The sequence below is a fragment of the Nocardia wallacei genome (assembly GCF_014466955.1).
In the GTDB taxonomy this organism is placed as follows: Bacteria; Actinomycetota; Actinomycetes; order Mycobacteriales; family Mycobacteriaceae; genus Nocardia; species Nocardia wallacei.
The window spans coordinates 854,716-868,096 of the sequence record NZ_AP023396.1; the positions used below are offsets into that span (position 1 = coordinate 854,716).

General features: G+C 71.4%; 7 protein-coding genes. 5 read left to right on the top strand and 2 right to left on the bottom strand.

Annotation, left to right across the window (positions count from 1 at the left end; translation table 11 throughout):
* The first annotated feature begins 11 nt into the window (after positions 1 to 11).
* Both NWFMUON74_RS04020 and NWFMUON74_RS04025 read left to right on the top strand, forming a co-directional pair.
* Positions 12 to 1,628, top strand: coding sequence for an acyl-CoA synthetase (locus NWFMUON74_RS04020; RefSeq protein WP_187686645.1), 1,617 nt, complete (start codon positions 12 to 14; stop codon positions 1,626 to 1,628).
* A gap of 112 nt (positions 1,629 to 1,740) precedes the next feature.
* The gene (locus NWFMUON74_RS04025) at positions 1,741 to 2,118 is read left to right on the top strand and encodes a DUF2255 family protein (protein ID WP_187686646.1); all 378 of its coding nucleotides are present in this window, start codon (positions 1,741 to 1,743) and stop codon (positions 2,116 to 2,118) included.
* Positions 2,119 to 2,181: 63 nt separating this feature from the next.
* Here NWFMUON74_RS04025 and NWFMUON74_RS04030 read toward each other — a convergent pair whose 3' ends face one another.
* Positions 2,182 to 2,574: an SCO5389 family protein gene (locus NWFMUON74_RS04030; protein WP_187686647.1), complete on the bottom strand. Its 393-nt coding sequence runs from the start codon at positions 2,572 to 2,574 to the stop codon at positions 2,182 to 2,184.
* A 58-nt stretch (positions 2,575 to 2,632) separates the two neighbouring features.
* On the bottom strand, positions 2,633 to 3,694 hold the full coding sequence (locus NWFMUON74_RS04035) for a nitronate monooxygenase (RefSeq protein ID WP_187686648.1): 1,062 nt from the start codon (positions 3,692 to 3,694) through the stop codon (positions 2,633 to 2,635).
* A 247-nt stretch (positions 3,695 to 3,941) separates the two neighbouring features.
* Here NWFMUON74_RS04035 and NWFMUON74_RS04040 point away from each other — a divergent pair, with 247 nt between their 5' ends.
* From NWFMUON74_RS04040 to NWFMUON74_RS04050, 3 genes are all read left to right on the top strand, one after another.
* Complete coding sequence (locus NWFMUON74_RS04040; protein ID WP_232110828.1) at positions 3,942 to 4,754, top strand: M23 family metallopeptidase; 813 nt, start codon at positions 3,942 to 3,944, stop codon at positions 4,752 to 4,754.
* 122 nt (positions 4,755 to 4,876) lie between these two features.
* Complete coding sequence (locus NWFMUON74_RS04045; RefSeq protein WP_232110829.1) at positions 4,877 to 5,791, top strand: helix-turn-helix transcriptional regulator; 915 nt, start codon at positions 4,877 to 4,879, stop codon at positions 5,789 to 5,791.
* Between the two features lie 208 nt (positions 5,792 to 5,999).
* A complete protein-coding gene (locus NWFMUON74_RS04050) occupies positions 6,000 to 13,367 on the top strand; it encodes a non-ribosomal peptide synthetase (protein WP_187686651.1) in 7,368 nt (2,455 codons plus the stop codon).
* The last annotated feature ends 14 nt before the right edge of the window (positions 13,368 to 13,381 follow it).

The window sequence follows — 13,381 nt, forward strand, 5'->3', positions numbered from 1 at the left end:
GGGGTTGGCGCATGACGGTGAACCTGTTGAAGACATTGGGCGTCCGGGCCTGGACCGAACTGGAGTATCTGTGGCTGTGCGTGGGCAGCGGCGTGGTCGGCCTGGAGTCGCCGATGCCGCTGCTGGCGGCGGGCGTCGAACTGCTGCGGCACGGCGGTTTGCCTGCGCTGCTGCGGCTTTCGGCGGGCCGTTACGGTGATCGCACCGCGGTCGTCGACGAGCTGGGCGCGCTGAGCTACCGGGAACTCGACGACCGCTCGAACCGGCTGGCCAACGAGTGGCGCAAGCGCGGCCTGCGTTCCGGTGAGGGCGTGGCGATCCTGGCCCGCAATCACCGCGGCCTGCTGGACGCCATGTTCGCCGCCGCCAAGTGCGGCGCCCGAATCATCCTGTTGAACACCGACTTCGCGGGACCGCAGCTGCGCGACGTGGCCACCCGCGAGGGCGCCGATCTGCTGGTCTACGACGAGGAGTACGAACCGATCCTCGGCGATCTGAGCCCGCGCCGCGGCGCGTACCGGGCCTGGACCGACACCAGCCATCCGAGCAGCCTGGAGGCCCTGATCGCCGCGGGTTCGGCTGCGTCGCCGCCGATCACCGGGCCGGGCTCCAAGATCATCCTGCTGACCAGCGGGACGACCGGCACGCCCAAGGGCGCGGCCCGTTCGGAGCCGCGTTCGCTGGAGCCGCTGGGCGCGATCCTCAGCAAGGTGCCGTTCCGCGCCCGCGAGGTGACCGAATGCCCGGCGCCGCTGTTCCACACGCTCGGTTTCGCGATGTCGTTGCTGGCCATCGGATTCGGCTCGACCCTGGTGATCCGGCGCCGCTTCGATCCGCAGCAGGTGATCGACAGCATGTCCCGGCACCGCGCGACCGCCCTGATCGCGGTGCCGGTGATGCTGGCCCGCATCGCCGACCTCGGTCCGCAGGCGCTGACCGGGCGCGACCTGTCCCGGCTGCGCATCGTGTTCGTGGCGGGGTCGCAGCTCGGCGCCGACCTGTGCCGGCGGATCACGGCGCTGTTCGGCCCGGTGGTCTACAACCTGTACGGCTCCACCGAGGTCGCGTACGCCACCATCGCCACCCCCGCCGACCTCGCCGAGGAGCCCGGTTGCGTGGGCAGGCCCGTGCTGGGCGCGGTGGTGCGGGTTCTCGACGAGCGGGGCGCCGAGGTGCCGCCCGGGGTGACCGGCCGCATCTTCGTCACCAACGCCGCGCAGTTCGAGGGCTATACCGGCGGCGGTGACAAGGAACGCGTGCGCGGCCTGATGTCCTCCGGCGACCTCGGCCACTTCGACTCCGCCGGAAGGCTTTTCATCGACGGCCGGGACGACGACATGATCGTCTCCGGCGGTGAGAACGTCTTTCCGGCCGAGGTGGAGGAATTGCTCAACGCGCACAGGGGGATTCGCGAGGCCGCGGTGATCGGCGTCGCCGACGACCGGTTCGGCGCGCGCCTGAAGGCGTTCGTCGTGCGCGACGACGACACCCTCACCGCCGACGACGTCAAGTCGCACGTGAAGGCGCACCTGGCGCGCTACAAGGTGCCCCGCGACGTCGTGTTCCTGGGGGAACTGCCGCGCAACCCGACCGGCAAGGTCCTCAAGCGGATCCTGCAGGAACTCTGATCCGAGCCTGCCGGACCGCTTGGTACGGAATGTCCGTGTCGCAGCCGGGGCCCGGGGTCGCGAGGGGGAAAAATGCTTCCGAGCGCACCAGCGGGACCCGGAAGGAGACGCGATGGCGAAGTGGACGGCCGCCGAGCTGACCAGGATCGCAGAGACGGAGGAACTGCAACTGGCGGCCGCGGGCCGGGACGGCACGCTGCGTATGCCGGTGACGATCTGGGTGGTGCGCCACGGTCGCGACCTGTACGTGCGCTCGGTGAACGGGGCGGACTCGGCCTGGTTGCGGACGGCGCGCGACAGCGGCCACGGCCGGATCCGCGCGGGCAGCATCGACCAGGACGTCGATTTCGCCGCTGCCGACCATGCCCTCGACGACGAGATCGACCACGAGTACGCGACGAAGTATCAGCGGTACGCGGCCAGCATCATCGCCGAGATCACCAGTGCCAAGGCACGATCCACCACCCTGCGGCTGCTGCCGCGCCAATGACGCTCGCTGACACGCGAATCGGCGCGGGCGGAGATGTTCGCCCGCGCCGTTCGGCCTGCCGGATCAGCAGTTACGCAGTTCCGGGCTCTGGTTGAGCAGCTGTGCCCGGGTGGAGATGAAGCGCGTGTAGGTCTCGCCGCCGACCGCCGACAGCGGGAACGCCGCCACCCGATGGCAATTCTGGAACGCGATCTTCACACCGAAGTGCCGCTCCAGGCCGCCGCGGATGGAGTCGGACGCCATGGCGCGCAGCAGCTGGCCGCGGGCCACCTCGTCCGGAGGAGCCACTCGGTTGTCGGCGAATTCGGCTGTGCCGGAACGCAGGTCGGCTGCCACTCGGCTGACCACCTCGTAGGCGTAGGGCAGCGAGTTACGGACACACTCGACGAACTCGTCGTCGGAGACCTCGCCGCGTTCGGCACGCTCGAGTAGTGCGGTTGGGACGTCCAGTGACATAGCGCTCTCCTCGTGGGACAGGCGGATGGTGTCATCCGATTCTAAACGAGAAACGTTGTCAACAATCCTGGATTGTGCGCGAAAGTGCCAGTTTCAGAGCGTTTTTCGTCTCGGCGGACAACGAACGCACCAGGTCGGCGGCGGGGACCGCGCTGGTCAGCGTATGTGTTTGGCCTGCCCAGAGGTTCACCGCGTCGGCATTGCCCGCGGCGCGCGCCTGCTTGCGCAACGGCCCGGTGGCGTAATGGATTTCGGGGTAGGCGGCGGGTGCGTCGGGGTGGTCGAGGATGAACCGGTTGCGCAGCCCGCGGGCCCGGCGGCCGCTGAAGGCGCGGGTCAGCATGGTCGGCGCGTCGATGACCAGAGCGTCGCGATGCAGTTGCGCGGTACCGGCCTCGGGGCAGTTCAGGAAGGCCGTGCCCAGCTGCGCGGCGGCCGCGCCGGCGGCCAGCACCGCAGCGATGCCCGCGCCCGTGGCGAGGCCGCCCGCGGCCACCACCGGATGGTCGGTTGCGGCGGTGAGCAATTGGAGCAGCGCCAGGGTCGACAGCGGATCGGCGGCGTCGTCGGCGGGACGGTCGACGAAGGTGGCGCGGTGCCCGCCCGCCTCGGCGCCCTGCGCGATCAGCACGTCCGCACCAGCCTCGATCGCGGTGCGCGCCTCGCCGACCGAGGTCACCGTCACCCAGGACTCGGTGCCCACCGACCGCAGGCGGTCGATCTCGCGCGCCGACGGGCAGCCGAAGGTGAACGAGGCCACCGCGACCGGATCGGCGACGAGGGCGTCCAGTTTGGCGTCCCAGTCGTCGGTGTCGAAACGGGCCTCGCCGAGCGGGAATTCGCGGCCCAGGCGTTCCAGATAGGGGGCGAAGTGTTCCGCCGGCGTCGGCGCTCCGGGGACGAACAGGTTCACGCCGAACGGGAGGGCGCCGCGGTCGCTGTCGAACAGCAGGGCGCGGGTGCGCACGATCCGGTCGGCGAGGTCCGCGGCGTCGAGGTATCCGGCGGCGAGGAATCCCAGTCCGCCCGCGGCCGAGACGGCGGCCGCGAGTTCGGGTGTGGAGGGCCCGCCGGCCATCGGCGCGAGCACGATCGGGGTTCGCAGGTCGTCGATGATCACCGGCTCAGTCTGGCTTATGTAACAGCCGATCGGGCCGTCGCATGGCGGATCACCTGGACTTTCGGCCGAGAAGGTTGCGAAAAGGTCACGACGGAGTACAGTTTCCGTCACGGCGTATGCCGAATCGTTACCGAAAATGAGGTTTCGATCGCGACGCCACCCGAGTTGATCGACGCTAGGACGAACCTTGCCGCAGCACCGTGAGACCTCCACCTCAGTATCTGTCAGGGACTTGCTCGGAGATGGTGTGTGCGCCGGTCGTCCGAACCGGCACCGCGCCGAGCCGCGCACCGGCGACCGGGTGAAGCTGGCGGCCAGCGCCGCGGTCGCGGCGGGTGCCATCGTCGGCACCGCGGCCCAGCTCGCGAACGCCGCCCCGCTGTTGCCGATCGGGCACGAGAGCAGCAGCGGCGACGCGATCGCCCGGGACGCCGTCGAGGAATCGGCGGCCGAGGCGAAGCAGGCCGTCGCGGCGCCCGTGGCCGAGCCCGTGGCGGCTCCGGCGCCCGAGCCGCAGGCGCAGGCCGCGCCCGTCGCCGCGCCGATTCAGCCGGCCCCGTTCGGGCTGCAGAATCTGCCGCCGGAGGTCGCCGGTCCGCTCGCCCAGGCCGAGCAGGTGATCAAGGGCCTGCAGAACCAGGTCGCCCCGTCGGCCCCCGCGGTGCGCCCGGTGGCCGGTGCGGTCAGCTCCGATTTCGGCGCGCGCTGGGGCGCGTTCCACTACGGCGTCGATTTCGCCGACGCCATCGGCACCCCGATCCACTCGATCGAGGATGGCACCGTGATCGAGGCGGGTCCGGCCTCCGGCTTCGGCCTGTGGGTGCGGGTCAAGCACGACGACGGCACCACCGGCGTCTACGGCCACGTCAACGACATCCTGGTCAACGTCGGCCAGCGGGTGCGCGCCGGTGACGTCATCGCCACCGTCGGCAACCGCGGCAACTCCACCGGACCGCATCTGCACCTCGAGGTCTGGGACGCCGCCGAGAACAAGATCGACCCGACGCGCTACCTGGCCGGCAAGGGTGTGATCCTGTCGCAGCAGTGGGGACCCCAGTAATCGTCGCGGGTGTCAGCGGCCGGGTACGGACACGGCCGACGGTCGTGGGGGCTGGTGGTGTGACGGGTTTACACGAATTGTTCGATACCAGATCCCTGCACGGCCGGGCGTACGCGGCACTCGTGCAACACCCGCGATCCAGTCTGGCCGAGCTGGCCGCTTACCTGGAGTGCTCGCCCGAGGTCGCCGAGGCCGCCCTCGACCGGCTGTGCGAATTGCAGGCGGCCGTCCGCATCGATGGCAACGGCACCGTCGTGTGGGACGCCCACGCGCCGGAGGCCCTGTCCGAGGCCGAGTCCCGGCGTCGCCAGGCCGACACCGCCCGCATGCACGCGGCCGCCGCGCGACTGGGCGAGACGTTCCGATCGGTGCGCCGCACCGTCCGCGGCGGCGGCACCATCGTCGCGATGTACGAGACCCGGGAACTGGTCGCCGAATTCGAGGACCTGCACCGCACCGCCCGCAACAACGTGCGGCTGGTCGAGCGCGGACCCTATATCTGCGATATCGACCGGGCAGAGCGGATGTTCGAGTTGAAGTCGGCCCGCATCGACGCCGGTGTCCGCTATCAGACGCTGTACCAGGACACCGTCTATCAGGATGCGGATCGACTGCGGTACGCGCTGTCCACCAATGCCGCCGGGGCGCAGGCGCGCACGCTACCCGATCCGCCGCTGAAGGTGATGATCGCCGACGGCGAGCGGGCCAGCCTGGTGCTGCACAACGACGAGCGTCGCGCCGACCCGATGGGCCTGCGCATCGGTCCCTCGCCGACACTGGACCTGCTGGTCCGCACCTTCGACGTGCTGTGGTCGCTGGCCGCGCCGATCTCGGTGAATCCGAGCGAGCCGCTGGACGAGCGCGATCGGGCCATCCTGACCCTGATGGGCCTGGGCGCCACCGACGACACCATCGCGCGCCGGCTCGGCATGTCGCGCCGCACGGTGGTGCGGCGGACGGCCAGCCTGCTGGAGCGGCTCGGCGCGAGCACCCGGTTCCAGGCGGGCGTGCAGGCGATCCGGCGCGGGTGGCTCTGAGCCGCACACGCCGACCGCTGTGACGCGGCCCACCGAATTCGACTCCTCGCGCAACGACGGGGCACCCTCGTACCGATGAGTAGAGGAGGCTCGCGCAGACGCCGCCGAGCACCGCGACGACCCCTATATGATTGCCCGGACCGTGCGAGGCCCGCCGATATCGTTCGGCCGTGCGGACCTGCTGGACGCGAGAGGTGAATGCACTCGAATGGAAACTGCCCGCCGATCCGCTCGTGGAGGCCGCCGTCGTCGGTCGGGCGGCCCGCTCTTCGGACAGCTGCTCACCGCGGCGGTGGAGTCCGCCGCCGAGTCGGTGGCGATCCGGTTCGCGCCGGCCGAGGATCCGTCCGACGCGCGTGAACTCACCTACCGGGAACTGGACGAGGCCTCCTCGCGGCTGGCCCGGGAGCTGATCGACCGCGGGATCGGCGCGGGCGACGTGGTCGCCATCGGCATCACCCGCTCGATCGAGTCGGTGCTGTCGGTGTGGGCCATCGCCAAGACCGGCGCGGCCTACGTGCCGGTGGACCCGACCTATCCGGCCGAACGCATCGCCCACATGGTGTCGGACTCGGGCGCCGTGCTGGGCCTGACCACCTCCGCGCACCGCTCCGCCCTCGGCACCGGCGTGTACTGGCTGGAGTTGGACGACCCGGTGGTGCGGGACCGGGTGGCGGCGCGGCCGTCGCATCCGATCTCCTACACCGACCGGGTGCGCCCGCTCACCGAACAGCACCCGGCCTACGTCATCTACACCTCGGGCTCGACCGGGCGGCCGAAGGGCGTCGTGGTGACCCACGTCGGCCTCGGCGCGCTGGTCGCGGCGGAGCGCGAACACTATGGGGTGGGCGAGGATTCGCGCGTGATGCACGTGTGCTCGCCGAACTTCGACGTCTCCGTGCTGGAGTTGATGCTGGCGTTCTCCTCGGGGGCGACGCTGGTGGTGTCGCCGCCGGAGATCTTCGGCGGTTACGAGCTGGCCGATCTGCTGCGCCGCGAGCGCGCCACGCACATGCTGATCACGCCCGGCGCGCTGGAGTCGGTGGACCCGACCGGACTGGACGACATCGAGACCGTGATGGTGATCGGTGACCGCTTCGGCCCGGAGCTGGTGGGCCGATGGGCGCGCGACGGGCGGACGTTCGTCAACGGCTACGGGCCGACCGAGGCCACCATCCTGGTGTCGTCCATCGCGCTGGAGCCCGACGGGCCGATCACCATCGGCAATCCCATCCCGGGAGTCGGTGTGTTCGTGCTGGATTCGCGGCTGCGCCCGGTTCCGGCGGGAGTGGTGGGTGAGCTGTATCTGGCGGGTCCCGCGCTCGCGCAGGGCTATCTGAATCGGCCGAGCCTGACGGCGGGCCGGTTCGTGGCGAACCCGTTCGGCGCGGAGACCGCGAGCCCGGGGTCGCGGCTGTACCGCACGGGAGACCTGGTGCGGCGCAACGAGTCCGACGGCGGCATCGAGTTCCTCGGCCGCTCCGACTTCCAGGTCAAGGTGCGCGGCTTCCGGATCGAACTGGGCGAGATCGACAACGCGCTGACCGAGCATCCGGACATCGACTTCGCGGCCACCCTCGGCCGCACCCTGCCGTCGGGCGCCACCACGCTGGTGTCCTACGTGCTGCCGCGCGCCGGAACCACGGTCGACACCGGCGAACTCGAAGAGTTCCTCGGAAAGTCGTTGCCCGCGTACATGATTCCGGCGCTGATCATGGTGCTGGACGAGATCCCGCTGACCCCGATCGGCAAGCTCGACCGCGCCCGGCTACCCGAACCCGCCTTCGCCGCAAGGGAATTCCGCGCGCCGTCCACGCCGGTCGAACAGATCGTCGCCGACGTGTTCGCGGCGCTGCTGGTGCCCGCGGGGCCGCAGCCCGATCCGGCCGCCGGTGAGCCGGTCGGCGCGATGGCGGCCGGGCGGGTCGGCGCCGACGACGACTTCTTCGAACTGGGCGGCAACTCGCTGCTCGCCGCGCAGGCCGCCGCGCGCATCGGTTCCGCGCTGGATGTGCGGGTGCCGGTGCAGCTGCTGTTCGAGGCATCGACGGTGGCGGCGCTGGCCGAACGCGTGGAGCGGCACGCCGGATCGGCGGCCGGGCAGCAGCTGCGGCCGATGCCGCGGCCCGAGCGCATCCCGCTGTCCTACGCCCAGCAGCGGATGTGGTTCCTGAACCGCTTCGATCCGCACAGCGCCGTCAACAACATTCCGGTCGCCGTGCGGCTGACCGGTGCGCTGGACCTGGACGCGCTGCGCGCCGCGGTGCGCGACCTGGTGGAGCGGCACGAGGTGCTGCGTACCGTGTACCCGGACCTCGACGGCGAGGGCTACCAGCTGGTGCTGCCGCTCGCCGATCCCCGCGCGGTGCCGGAACTTCCGGTGGACCACGCCACCGAGGCGCGGGTCCCGGCGCTGGTCGCCGAGACCGTGACGGCGGGATTCGACGCCACGGTCGCGCCGCCGGTGCGGCTGCGCGTGCTGCGGCTCGCCGCCGACGACCACGTGCTGATCTGCGTGGTGCACCACATCACCGGTGACGGCTTCTCGATGGGCCCGCTGACCCGTGACCTGATGACCGCCTACCTGGACCGGGTGCGCGGCGGGGCGCCGGAGTGGTCGCCACTGGCCGTGCAGTACGCCGACTTCGCGCTCTGGCAGCGCGAGACGCTGGGCGCGGAGGATGATCCGGAATCGGTGCTGGCCCAGCAGATCGCCTTCTGGCAGCAGCAGCTGGCCGCCCTGCCGGAGCAGCTGGACCTGCCCGCCGACCGGCCGCGCCCGGTCGTCGCCACCAACCAGGGCGCGACCCTCGATTTCGAGATCGACCCCGCCGTGCACGCCGCGCTGAATCGTATTGCGCACGGCAACAATTCGACCCTGTTCATGGTCGTGCACGCGGCGCTCGCGGTGCTGCTGGCGCGGTTGTCGGGCACCCGCGACATCGCGATCGGCACTCCGATCGCCGGGCGCGGCGAGGCCGAGCTCGACGATCTTATCGGCATGTTCGTCAACACTCTCGTGCTGCGCACCGAGGTCGATCCCGGCGCGCCCTTCGACGAACTGCTGCGCTCGGTTCGCGGCACCGACGTGGCCGCCTTCGGGCACGCCGACGTGCCGTTCGAGCGACTGGTGGAGCTGCTCGATCCGGCGCGCTCGGCGTCGCGGCATCCGCTGTTCCAGGTGATGCTGACCTTCCAGAACCTGGCGCCGGCCCAGCTGGAGCTGCCCGGCCTGGCCGTGTCCGGTGTGGACCTGGCCGTGCCGCTGGCCAAGTTCGACCTGCAGCTCGCGCTGGCCGAGCGCGTGGACGAACACAATGTGCCGCAAGGCATGTCGGCGTCGTTCACCTACGCCACCGACCTGTTCGACGAGGCCACGGTGCAGGACTTCGCCGATCGGTTCCGGCGCATCCTGGGCGCGGTGGCGGCCGAGGCCGCGGTGGTCGTCGGCGATATCGACGTGCTGGCGCCCGGCGAGCGCGAACTCGTACTGCACGAATGGAATTCGACCGGCGCCCAGGTGCCGCCGGTCACCCTGGTGGATCTGCTCGCCGCCCAGGCGCGGCGGCGGCCCGACGCGACCGCGATCCGCTACGGCGACACCACGCTGTCCTTCGGCGAGTTGCAGCGGCGGGCGAACCGGGTGGCGCGGGCGCTGATCGCGCGGGGCGTCGGCCCGGAATCGCTGGTGGCCGTGGCGGTTCCGCGCACCGAGGAGCTGCCGGTCGCGCTGCTGGGCGTGCTGGTCGCCGGCGCCGGATACCTGCCGATCGACACCACCTACCCGGCGCAGCGGCTGGAGTTCATGCTCTCCGACGCCGCCCCCGCGTGCGTCCTGACCACCGCGTCCGAACGCGACGCGCTGCCCGGCGGCGCCGTCCCGGTGGTGCTGCTCGAGGAGGCCGCGGACCGCTCCGACGCCCCGGTGACCGACGCCGACCGGGTCGCGCCGCTGCGGCCGCGGAACCTGGCCTACGTCATCTACACCTCCGGCTCCACCGGTGTGCCGAAGGGCGTCGGCGTCGCGCATCGCAACGTGCTCGAACTGTTCGCCAACACCCAGCTGCTGTTCGAGTTCGACGAGACCGACGTGTGGACGCTGTTCCACTCCTTCGCCTTCGACTTCTCGGTGTGGGAGCTGTGGTGCGCGCTGGCCAACGGCGGCGCGGTGGTGGTGGTCGACTACCTGACCTCGCGGTCGCCGGAGCTGTTCCGCGAGTTGCTGATTCGCGAGCAGGTCACCGTCCTGAACCAGACCCCCTCGGCGTTCTACCAGCTGGCCGAGGCGGACCGGGCCGCGCACGCCGGCGGCGCGGGCAAGTTCGCGCTGCGCTACGTCGTCTTCGGCGGCGAGGCGCTGGACCTGCGGCAATTGCAACGCTGGTACGAGCGGCACGCTTCCGACGCGCCGCAGCTGGTCAACATGTACGGCATCACGGAGACGACGGTGCACGTGTCGTTCCTGGCCGTGGACGAGCGGCTGGCCGACAACCCGGCCAGCGTGATCGGCCGCGCGCTGCCCGGCCTGGACTCCTACGTGCTCGACGACCGGCTGCACCCCGCGCCGGTCGGAGTGGCCGGTGAGCTGCACGTGTCCGGCGAGCAGCTGTCGCGCGGCTACCTGGGCCGCCCCGGCCTGACCGCCACCCGATTCGTGGCGAATCCGTTCGGCCCGGCCGGATCCCGGATGTACCGCACCGGCGACATCGGCCGGTGGGCCGGGTTCGGCGGCGAGGCGAATCTGGAGTACGCCGGGCGCACCGATCAGCAGGTGCAGCTGCGCGGCTTCCGCATCGAACTCGGCGAGATCGAGTCGGCGCTGCTGCGCTGCGAGGGCGTCAGCCAGGCCGTGGTGGTGGTGCGTGCCGACGAGCAGGCCGGTGACCGACTGGTGGGATACGTTGTCCCGGAAGCGGATACGCGGCTCGACCCGGTGGCGCTGCGCGGCCGGGTGGGCGAGTTCCTCACCGCCTACATGGTTCCCGACGCCGTCGTGACGCTGGACGCGCTGCCGCTCACGCCGAACGGCAAACTCGACCGCAAGGCGCTGCCCGCACCGGAATTCATCGGGTCGGCCGCGTTCCGGGCGCCCGGCACTCCGATCGAGCAGGCGGTGGCCGACGTGTTCGCCGGGCTGCTCGGCGCCGGGGAGGTCGGCTTGGACGACGACTTCTTCGGCCTCGGTGGCAACTCGCTGCTCGCGACCCGGGCGGTCGCGCGCATCAACGAGGCGCTGGACTCGAATGTCGCGGTCCGCGAGGTCTTCGAGGCCCCGACCGTGGCCGCGCTGGCGGCGCGCATCGTGCCCGGCGCCGCGGCCGGGACGGTACGCCCGAAGCTGGCGCCCGCGCCGCGCACCGACCGCATCCCCCTGTCGCTCGCGCAGCAGCGGATGTGGGTCATCAACCAGCTCGATCCCGAATCACCGTCCTACAACATCCCGTTGGCGGTCCGGCTCACCGGCGCACTGGACGTGGCGGCGCTGAGCCAGGCCGTGATCGACGTGCTGGAGCGGCACGAGGTGCTGCGCACCCGCTATCCGGCCGGCGGTCCGGGCGGGCTGCCGTATCAGGAGATCCTGTCGGCCGCCGACGCGCTGCCCGACGGGCTGCCGGTGGTGGACGGCACCGACCCGATCGAGCGCGTCACCGAGCTGCTGTCGGCGGGATTCGATGTGACGCAGGAGGTTCCGGTCCGGGCCCTGCTGCTGCGCAACGGCGAGGACCACCTGCTGGCGATGGTGCTGCACCACATCGCGGGTGACGGCGCGTCGCTCGCGCCCCTGGCCCGCGACCTGATGACCGCCTACCTCGCCCGGCTCGAGGGCGGTGAACCCGGTTGGGCGCCACTGGATGTGCAGTACGCCGACTTCGCGGTGTGGCAGCGCGGGGTCATCGGCACCGACGACGATCCGGAGTCGATCGCCGCGCGGCAGCTGGACTACTGGCGCACGCAGCTCGCCGGAATTTCCGGGGCCGCCTTCCTGGCGCCGGATCGGCCGCGGCCCGCCGTGCCGTCGATGCGCGGCGGCATGGTCGGGCTGGACGTGCCCGCGCCGGTGCACGCGGGCCTGCTTCGCATTGCGCGTGAACACAATTCGTCGTTGTTCATGGTGGTGCACGCGGCGCTGGCGGCACTGCTGGCCCGGCAGTCGGGCAGCGCCGACGTCACCGTCGGCACGCCGATCGCCGGGCGTGGCGAGCGGGCACTCGACGATCTGGTCGGCATGTTCGTCAATACGCTCGCGCTGCGCACCGGGGTCAGCACTGCCGACACCTTCGACGCGCTGGTCGAAAAGGCCAGGGAGACCGACCTTTCGGCGTTCGCGAACTCCGATATCCCGTTCGAGCGGGTGGTCGAGGTGGTGTCGCCGGGCCGCACCGGTGAGCAGAGCCTGTTCCAGGTGATGCTGGCGTTCCAGAACACCGAGCAGCCGACGCTGGAGCTGCCCGGCCTGACCGTGGCGGCGCTGGACAGCGACCGGGTGGCCGCCAAGTTCGATCTGCAGGTCATCGTCGAACCGCGCCACGACGCGGCGGGCGCGCCCGCGGACCTGGTCACCGTATTCACCTATGCCACCGACCTGTTCGACGAGTCGACGGTGCGAGCGCTGGGCCGCCGGTTCGAGCGCATCCTCGCGGCGGTGGCCGCCGATCCGCAAGTGCTCGTCGGCGATATCGACCTGCTGGACGAGCAGGAGCGCGCCCGGATCGAGGCACAGCGGCCCGAACCGGTGGAAACGGTCGCGGCCAACGGCACCGCGCTGGCGCAGGCGCTGGCGGCCGCGGTCGAGGACGATCCGGACGGTCCGGCGCTGGCCTTCGGTGAGGACGCCGTGTCCTACCAGGAGCTCGGCGCGCGCTCGTCGCGGCTGGCCCGGGTGCTGATCGGGCGTGGCTGCGGGCCGGGCACGGGCGTCGCGGTGCGGCTGGATCGCGGCATCGAGGCGACGGTGGCGACGTGGGCCGTGCTGAAGGCGGGCGCCGCGGTGGTTCCCGTCGGTGACGGTGCCCGCCTGCCCGAGGCGCTGGAGATCAAGGTCGGCCTGACGGCCGGGTCGGCGCCCGCGGGCGACGGCGTGGACTGGCTGGTACTCGACGATCCGGCGGTCGTCGCCGAGGTGGCCGGGGAGTCGGCGCGCCCGGTGACCTATGCCCATCGGACGCGACCGCTGCGCGGTGTGGACACCGTCTTCGCCGCCGCGGGTGTCACCCTGAGCTACGACCAGCTGGCGGCGGCCGTGGACCGGCTGCGCGAACGCACCGACCTGACGTTCGAGTCCCGGACGTTCCGCCGGGGCCGCGCGGACGTGCCCGCGGCGCTGCTCGAGGTGGTCGCGGCCGGCGCGGCCGGTGCATCGCTGGTGCTGGCGGAGGCCACGAGCGCGGCGCTCGCCGACGAATGGGTCACACACCTGTTCCTCGACGCGGACGTGCTCGCCGGGCTGGCTCCCGAGCCCTTGGAGGACCTGCGCGCCGTGGTGATCGAGCAGGGGGCCGTTCCGGCCGGATTCGGCGCCGCCGAGGTCGTCGTGGCCCTCGGTGAATTGCTGCCCGGCGATAGCGAACGGCTGTGATATCTCCTGACCCT